6 protein-coding genes, 1 tRNA gene and 1 pseudogene are annotated in these 6,247 nt (G+C 61.9%); 6 read left to right on the forward strand and 2 right to left on the reverse strand.

What is annotated here, in order from left to right; all coding sequences use genetic code 11:
- Positions 1 to 427: pseudogene (locus tag QZ522_RS16880) on the reverse strand (sigma-54-dependent Fis family transcriptional regulator); the annotation flags it as partial.
- Between the two features lie 119 nt (positions 428 to 546).
- Here QZ522_RS16880 and QZ522_RS16885 point away from each other — a divergent pair.
- From QZ522_RS16885 to QZ522_RS16905, 5 genes are all read left to right on the forward strand, one after another.
- Positions 547 to 623 (forward strand) — tRNA-Pro (locus tag QZ522_RS16885).
- Between the two features lie 95 nt (positions 624 to 718).
- Positions 719 to 1,354, forward strand: coding sequence for a paraquat-inducible protein A (locus QZ522_RS16890; RefSeq protein WP_294614298.1), 636 nt, complete (start codon positions 719 to 721; stop codon positions 1,352 to 1,354).
- Positions 1,321 to 1,971 (forward strand): paraquat-inducible protein A, encoded by a 651-nt coding sequence (locus QZ522_RS16895; protein WP_294614301.1) that lies wholly within the window; start codon positions 1,321 to 1,323, stop codon positions 1,969 to 1,971. Before QZ522_RS16890 ends, QZ522_RS16895 begins: the two co-directional genes overlap by 34 nt.
- Positions 1,964 to 4,048: an MlaD family protein gene (locus tag QZ522_RS16900; RefSeq protein WP_294614304.1), complete on the forward strand. Its 2,085-nt coding sequence runs from the start codon at positions 1,964 to 1,966 to the stop codon at positions 4,046 to 4,048. The genes QZ522_RS16895 and QZ522_RS16900 overlap by 8 nt, the downstream gene beginning before the upstream one ends.
- Complete coding sequence (locus tag QZ522_RS16905; RefSeq protein ID WP_363319862.1) at positions 4,045 to 4,614, forward strand: PqiC family protein; 570 nt, start codon at positions 4,045 to 4,047, stop codon at positions 4,612 to 4,614. The genes QZ522_RS16900 and QZ522_RS16905 overlap by 4 nt, the downstream gene beginning before the upstream one ends.
- 3 nt (positions 4,615 to 4,617) lie before the next feature.
- Here QZ522_RS16905 and pcaQ read toward each other — a convergent pair whose 3' ends face one another.
- Positions 4,618 to 5,535: a pca operon transcription factor PcaQ gene (gene pcaQ / locus QZ522_RS16910; protein WP_294614307.1), complete on the reverse strand. Its 918-nt coding sequence runs from the start codon at positions 5,533 to 5,535 to the stop codon at positions 4,618 to 4,620.
- Positions 5,536 to 5,631: 96 nt separating this feature from the next.
- Between pcaQ and QZ522_RS16915 the strand changes: the two genes are divergently transcribed.
- Positions 5,632 to 6,247, forward strand: a 616-nt coding sequence (locus QZ522_RS16915; RefSeq protein ID WP_294614309.1) for an FAD-dependent monooxygenase, incomplete at its 3' end; no start/stop codon positions are given.

Here is a 6,247-nt window from a genome sequence, read left to right on the forward strand (position 1 = left end):
TACCCTCGGCCTCCTCGTACCAGTCGGCGCCTTCCCACAGGCCCCAACTTTGGAAAATATCGGCATCGCCCTCGCCACATCGCTGATCAAGCACCACGCCCTGCGCGTCGGTCAGAAGCACCGCACAGCCCGACTGCCCCAACAGGCCGAACAGCTGATCAAGCTTGGGCGCGGCCACCTGGAGGAACTGTTCCATTCCGGCGCGTCGCGTCGCGAGGTCATCTGCCTCGACCCGTCCCGGTGCACGGCGTTCCGCAGGATCAAGCCCGTGCTTGAGCATCGAACGCCGCCAGGATGCCGCAATGCGCGAGCGGGCCGGGGCCGAGCCCGATTGCGACTCTTGCAGAACCTTGTCGACATGGTGGCGGTGATGCGGGGCGATGGGCTTATCCTTTCGGCGCGCGGCCTTGCCTTTTGTTACGCGCAAAGAGTAACCCGCGCGCACCCTGACCTGTCAATGACACTTTACAGCCGCTTTGCCAGCGCCATGCCGCCAAAACCCGCTTGCAAAGCCACGCCACCGGGTATAATCGCCTGTCTCACGGTCGGGCTGTAGCGCAGCCTGGTAGCGCACCTGCTTCGGGAGCAGGGGGTCGGAGGTTCGAATCCTCTCAGCCCGACCAGTTTTTCCACCATTTCGCCGACTGGAATCCGCCTGCCCGCGTGGGCATCTGGATCGGCTATGTCGCTGCGTGTGTAAACAGGGTATTCAGACGGAATGAGTGTGGTCCCCCCGATTCCCCTCGACGAGATGATCGTCTGTCCACAATGTGACGCCGCCTATCGTCTTGAGCGTCCGGGCGCGGGCGAGCGCGCCGTTTGCCAGCGTTGCGGCACCGCCCTGATCACGCCACGCCGCAAGGCCGGGCTTCAGATCATCGCCGTCTCGCTGGCCATCGTGATCCTGATCACGGCCGCCACGGTGTTTCCGTTCCTGTCGATCAATGCGGCCGGGGCCAGTAATTCGGTGTCGATTCTTGATGCTGCCCTCGCCTTTAGCGACGGGCCGCTGATTGCCCTCGCGCTGACAACGGCGGCGCTTATCCTCTTTGTGCCGCTGGCACGTGTCCTTTTGTCGATCTACGTGCTTGTGCCGATCGTGATGGATCGCCCGCCCGCGCGTGGTGCCGCGCAGGCGTTTCGCCTGTCAGAGGCGCTCCGGCCCTGGTCGATGGCCGAAATCTTTGCAATCGGCTGCGCCGTGGCGCTGATCAAGATCAGCGACCTTGCGGATGTTACCTTTGGCCCGGCCTTCTGGATGTTTGCCGCGCTTGTTGTCCTTGTGGTGGTGCAGGACAATTTCCTGTGCAGGTGGTCAGTATGGAAATCGCTGGACAAACCCCGGACATCATAAGCGCCCGCGACCTTGGTGTCGTGGCCTGTAATCGCTGTGCCAAGGTCTGGCCGGCGGGCAGGCAAACCTGTACGCGTTGCGGCAGCACGATCATCGCCCGTGACACCAAAAGCCTGCAACGGGTCTGGGCGCTCTGGCTGGTGGGACTGATGTGCTATGTGCCCGCCAATGTCTATCCGATGCTTCAGACCCGCACGCTTTTGAATGTGCAGGAAGACACCATTGTCGGCGGCGCGATCGAGCTTGTACATCATGGCGCAATCGGCATCGCCACCATCATTCTGGTGGCAAGTGTCGTGATCCCGCTTGCCAAGTTCATGGCCATCGCCTTTCTCGCGATTTCGGTCACCCGCGTTTCTGCCGTATCAAAGCACCAGCGTCAGCGGCTTTACGAGGTTGTCGAATATATTGGCCGCTGGTCGATGATCGACATCTTCGTGGTTGCGATCATGTCGTCGCTGGTACAGTTGAACACATTGGCCGCCATCAATCCCGGTCGCGCGAGCCTGTTCTTCGCCCTGTCGGTGATCTTTACCATGCTCTCTGCCCAGGCCTTTGACAGCCGGATGATCTGGGATTTGCAGTCCAAACCCGAAGGACACTCTGCCAATGACTGAGACCCCTCCCCCCGTCGCAATCGAAGCCGCGCCCAAATCCCTGATCGGGCGGGTGTCGATGGTCTGGGCGATTCCGTTCCTGGCGCTGGCGATCGCCCTTGTTGTCGCCTGGCAGTCCTATAACGCGCGCGGCCCGTTGATCGAGATCGAATTCACCGATGGCGCCGGGATTGCCAAGCGGCAGACCGAGCTTCGCTATCGCGATGTGTCCGTCGGGATCGTCGAAGACGTCACCTTTTCCCCCGGCCTTGGCTCGGTGGTGGCGCATGTGCGGCTTGACAAGACCGTCGCACCCTATGTCGATGCGGGTTCGACCTTTTGGGTGGTGCAACCGGAATTGACCACCCGCGGCATCAGCGGCCTCGATACCGTGTTGTCGGGCGTCTATATCGAAGGGTCCTGGGACAGCGCCATCGGCCCCGAGCGGACCCGTTTCAAGGGGGCCGTCGAAGCGCCGCTTTACAAATCCGGCCAGAAGGGCCTGCAACTTGCGCTGCGGACCACGCCGGGCGGCACCATGACCGACAATAGCCCGATCCTGTTTCGCGGCATCGAAGTGGGGCGCGTCGGCAAGGCACGCATTTCACAAGAGGGCAACTTCGCGATTGCCGAGGCTATCATCTATGAGGATTACAGCCGTCTAATTTCGCCCTCGACCCGGTTCTGGGAAACCTCGGGCTTTACTTTTTCCGTCGGGCCAACCGGCGCGGAAATCGACTTTTCCTCTTTCGCCACGCTGGTCGGCGGCGGACTTACCTTTGACACCTTCGTGTCGGGCGGCGATCCGGTCAGCGATGGCACCGTGTTCGAGGTCTTTGCCGACGAACCCTCGGCGCGCAACAGCCTGTTCAACGCCTCAGAGGTTGAAACCCTTGAAATGCGTGTGGTGTTTGACAGCAACATTTCCGGCCTCGCCGTCGATGCCCCGGTCGAACTGAGCGGCCTCAAGATCGGCAAGGTCCAGAGCGTGTCGGGCGTGATTGATGCCGATGCCTTCGGCGACGACCGCGTGCGTCTGAATGCGGTGCTGTCGATTCAGCCCGCCCGTCTTGGCCTTCAGAACGAGGTAACACCCGAAGCGGCGCTCCGGTTCCTGTCGGGGCGCATTCAAGAGGGGCTGCGCGCGCGGCTCGCTTCGGCCAGCCTGCTGACCGGGGGCCTCAAGGTCGAGCTGGTGCAGGTCGATGACGCCCCACCGGCGCCAATGTTGACCGGCGATGGCATCGTGCCGATCATCCCGACAACCAAAAGCGAAATTTCCGATGCCGCCGCCACGGTTGAAGGTGTGTTCAACCGGATCAACAACCTGCCGATCGAAGAGCTTTTGAACAGTGCGATCGAATTCCTCGACAGCGCCGAGGCCTTCGTGTCGGACGAGGACCTGCGCGAGACACCACAGGACCTTCGCGCGCTTCTGGGCGATGTGCGCGGTATCGTCACCTCGCAGGATGTGCAGGACATTCCGGTCACTCTGAACGCCGCGATTGGCCGGTTCGAAACGCTTCTGGCGCAGCTTGAAAAGGATCAGCTTGCAACCCGGCTTGCCGCTGCGGTCGATGCCGCCGCCGACGCGGCCAAGGGTGTCACCGCCTCGGTCGAAGGCGTGCCCGCCCTCGTGACCGAGCTTGAGGCTGTGGCGGCATCGGCACGTGCGCTGCCGCTTAACGAGCTGACGACACAGTTGACGGCGCTGACCGCTTCGGCAGATAAAATCCTTGGCACCGAGGCCGCCCGCCAGCTGCCCGCCGATCTTGGCGCGGCGCTGAACGAGATCAACGCGACGCTGGCCGAATTGCGGCAGGGCGGTGCCGTGGCCAATGTCAATGCGACGCTGGAGTCAACGCGTCAGGCCGCCGATGCGGTCGCCGCCTCGACCCAGGACCTGCCCGCGCTTGTGGATCGTATTCGCCGCGTCTTTGATCAGGCGAGCGCCACCATCGCCGGGTATAACAAGGGCGAAACCCTAAGCCGTGACGCGCAGGCCGCGTTGCGTGACATCTCAAAAGCGGCGGATGCGATGACATCGCTGGCACGGATGCTGGAACGCAATCCAACCGCACTTATACGGGGACGATGACCATGACCTTACTCAAGCCTGCCCTGATCGGACTCACCTTTGCCATAGCGGGCTGTGGTGCGGCGCCGGATCGTTATTCCGTGGCCGCCCCCGAGGTGAGTGAAACGCTTCGCATCGCCTTCCGTGCGGTCGAGGTGCGCGAGGTATCCCTGCCAAGCTATGCCGCTGCCGATGAGATCGCAATCCAGGATGCCGACGGCAAGCTTGTCACCGATGGCACCGCGCTTTGGGCAGATTCGCCCGAACGTGCCATTGCACTTGATCTGGCACGCAACCTGTCAAAACTGACCGGCGCACGTGTCGCCTCGGCGCCCTGGCCGTTCGAGGCCTTTCCCGATGCCCGACTTGAAACCCGTTTTGAAAGCCTCGTCGCCGGTGCCGACGGTCAGTTCCGCGCCTCGGGTCAGTATTTCGTCGGCGTCAGCGATGGCGGGCGCGAGCGCGCGGGATTGTTTGACCTTGCCGTGCCGTTTGATCCGGCAGGCGGGCCACAGGCGATTGCAAAGGCGCGCGGCCAGGTGATCCTTGATCTTGCCACCCATATTGCGCGCAACGGGCTGCGCTGAGCCCTAGGAAAGCGCAAGGTCTTCGACCGCCCGAATCGCCGCTTGCCGAAACATTTGCGCAAGCGGGGTCAGGTCGTCTTCGGCGCGGGCCATGACCCCGATCGGCCCCGCCGTCAGCCCTGTCTTGATCGGCAGGGCAATCAAACGCCCGGCGGCAATATCACCGGCCACCACCCCGGTCGAAATGATCCAGAGCGCATCCCCGCCAAGCGTAAAGCCGCGCCCGAAGGCGGCCGAAACGGATTCAATCCGACGGGGGAAATCGCCCATCCCGTCTGCGATCATCATCCGGTCAACCAGCGGGCGGATGGCGGCATCTTTTGGCGGATAGATCACCGGATAATCGCCAATATCGGTCAGCGCGCCGGCCTCGGCCAACGGATGACCGGGGGCGCAGACGACCACGACATCCTCTGCATAAAGCTGGGTAAACGAGATCCCCTTCATCGTGTCCGGCTTGCCCAACCGACCGATCACAAGATCAAGCTTTCCCGCGCGCAGGCGATCCACCAGAAACCCATGCGGGCCATCCTCGACCTGTGGCGTGGCATTGGGCGCGAGGCGCGTGAAAAGCTGTACCGCCTGCGGCAGCATCCGCGCCGCCACGCTTGGCAATGCGCCGACCGCCACTCTGCCGCGCTCGCCTTTGCGGATTGCCGAAATGCTGGTCATCGCCTGATCAATCGCCGTCAGGCTGCTGGTGGCATAGCGCAGGAAAACATCGCCCTCTAGCGTCATCACGACGCCGCCCCGGCTTCGCTCCAGAAGGGTGACACCGGCAATGTCCTCAAGCTCCTTAAGGGTCTTGGAAATCGCGGGCTGTGTCAGGTTCAGGATTTCGGCGGCGCGTTTCAGGCTTTTTTGTCGAGCAATTTCAACGAAGGCCTGAAGGTGGCGCACCTTGAGCCGTCTATCAATCATATAGTTTCCATTTTTTGCAAGTATAGCTGCGAAATGCTCATTTTACATAACCGTAATGGCAATGCATGCTCAACACAAGGAGCGGAGGGGGATCACATGCGTACACAGGTTGCCATCATTGGCGGCGGGCCGTCGGGCCTTTTGTTGTCGCAACTTCTCGATGTGCATGGCATCGACAGCGTCGTATTGGAACGCAAGACCAAGGACTATGTCCTGGGGCGCATTCGCGCCGGTGTGCTTGAACAGGGGCTGGTGAGGCTCATGGAACAAGCGGGTGTGGCGACACGCCTGCATTCCGAAGGCTATCGCCATGATGGCGCGCTGGTCTCTTACGAGAACGAGACCTTCCGGATTGATTTTGCCGCCCATACCCGACAGTCGGTGATCGTCTATGGCCAGACCGAGGTGACCCGCGACCTTTACGCGGCACGCGAGGCGGCGAATGGCAAGATCATCTATGAGGTCGAGGACGTTGTCATTCATGGCGCGGATACCGACGCCGCCCATGTTACCTTTACGGTCGATGGCAAGGACCGCCGGATCGACGCCGATTTCATTGCCGGTTGCGACGGGTTTCATGGCGTCAGCCGCCAGTCGATCCCCCTGGATGTGCGGCGCGAATATGAAAAACTCTATCCGTTCGGCTGGCTCGGCATCCTGTCCGAGACACCGCCTGTCAATCACGAACTTATCTATGCCTCGTCCAAGCGCG

Source organism: uncultured Roseovarius sp. (assembly GCF_913054395.1).
Lineage (GTDB): Bacteria > Pseudomonadota > Alphaproteobacteria > Rhodobacterales > Rhodobacteraceae > Roseovarius.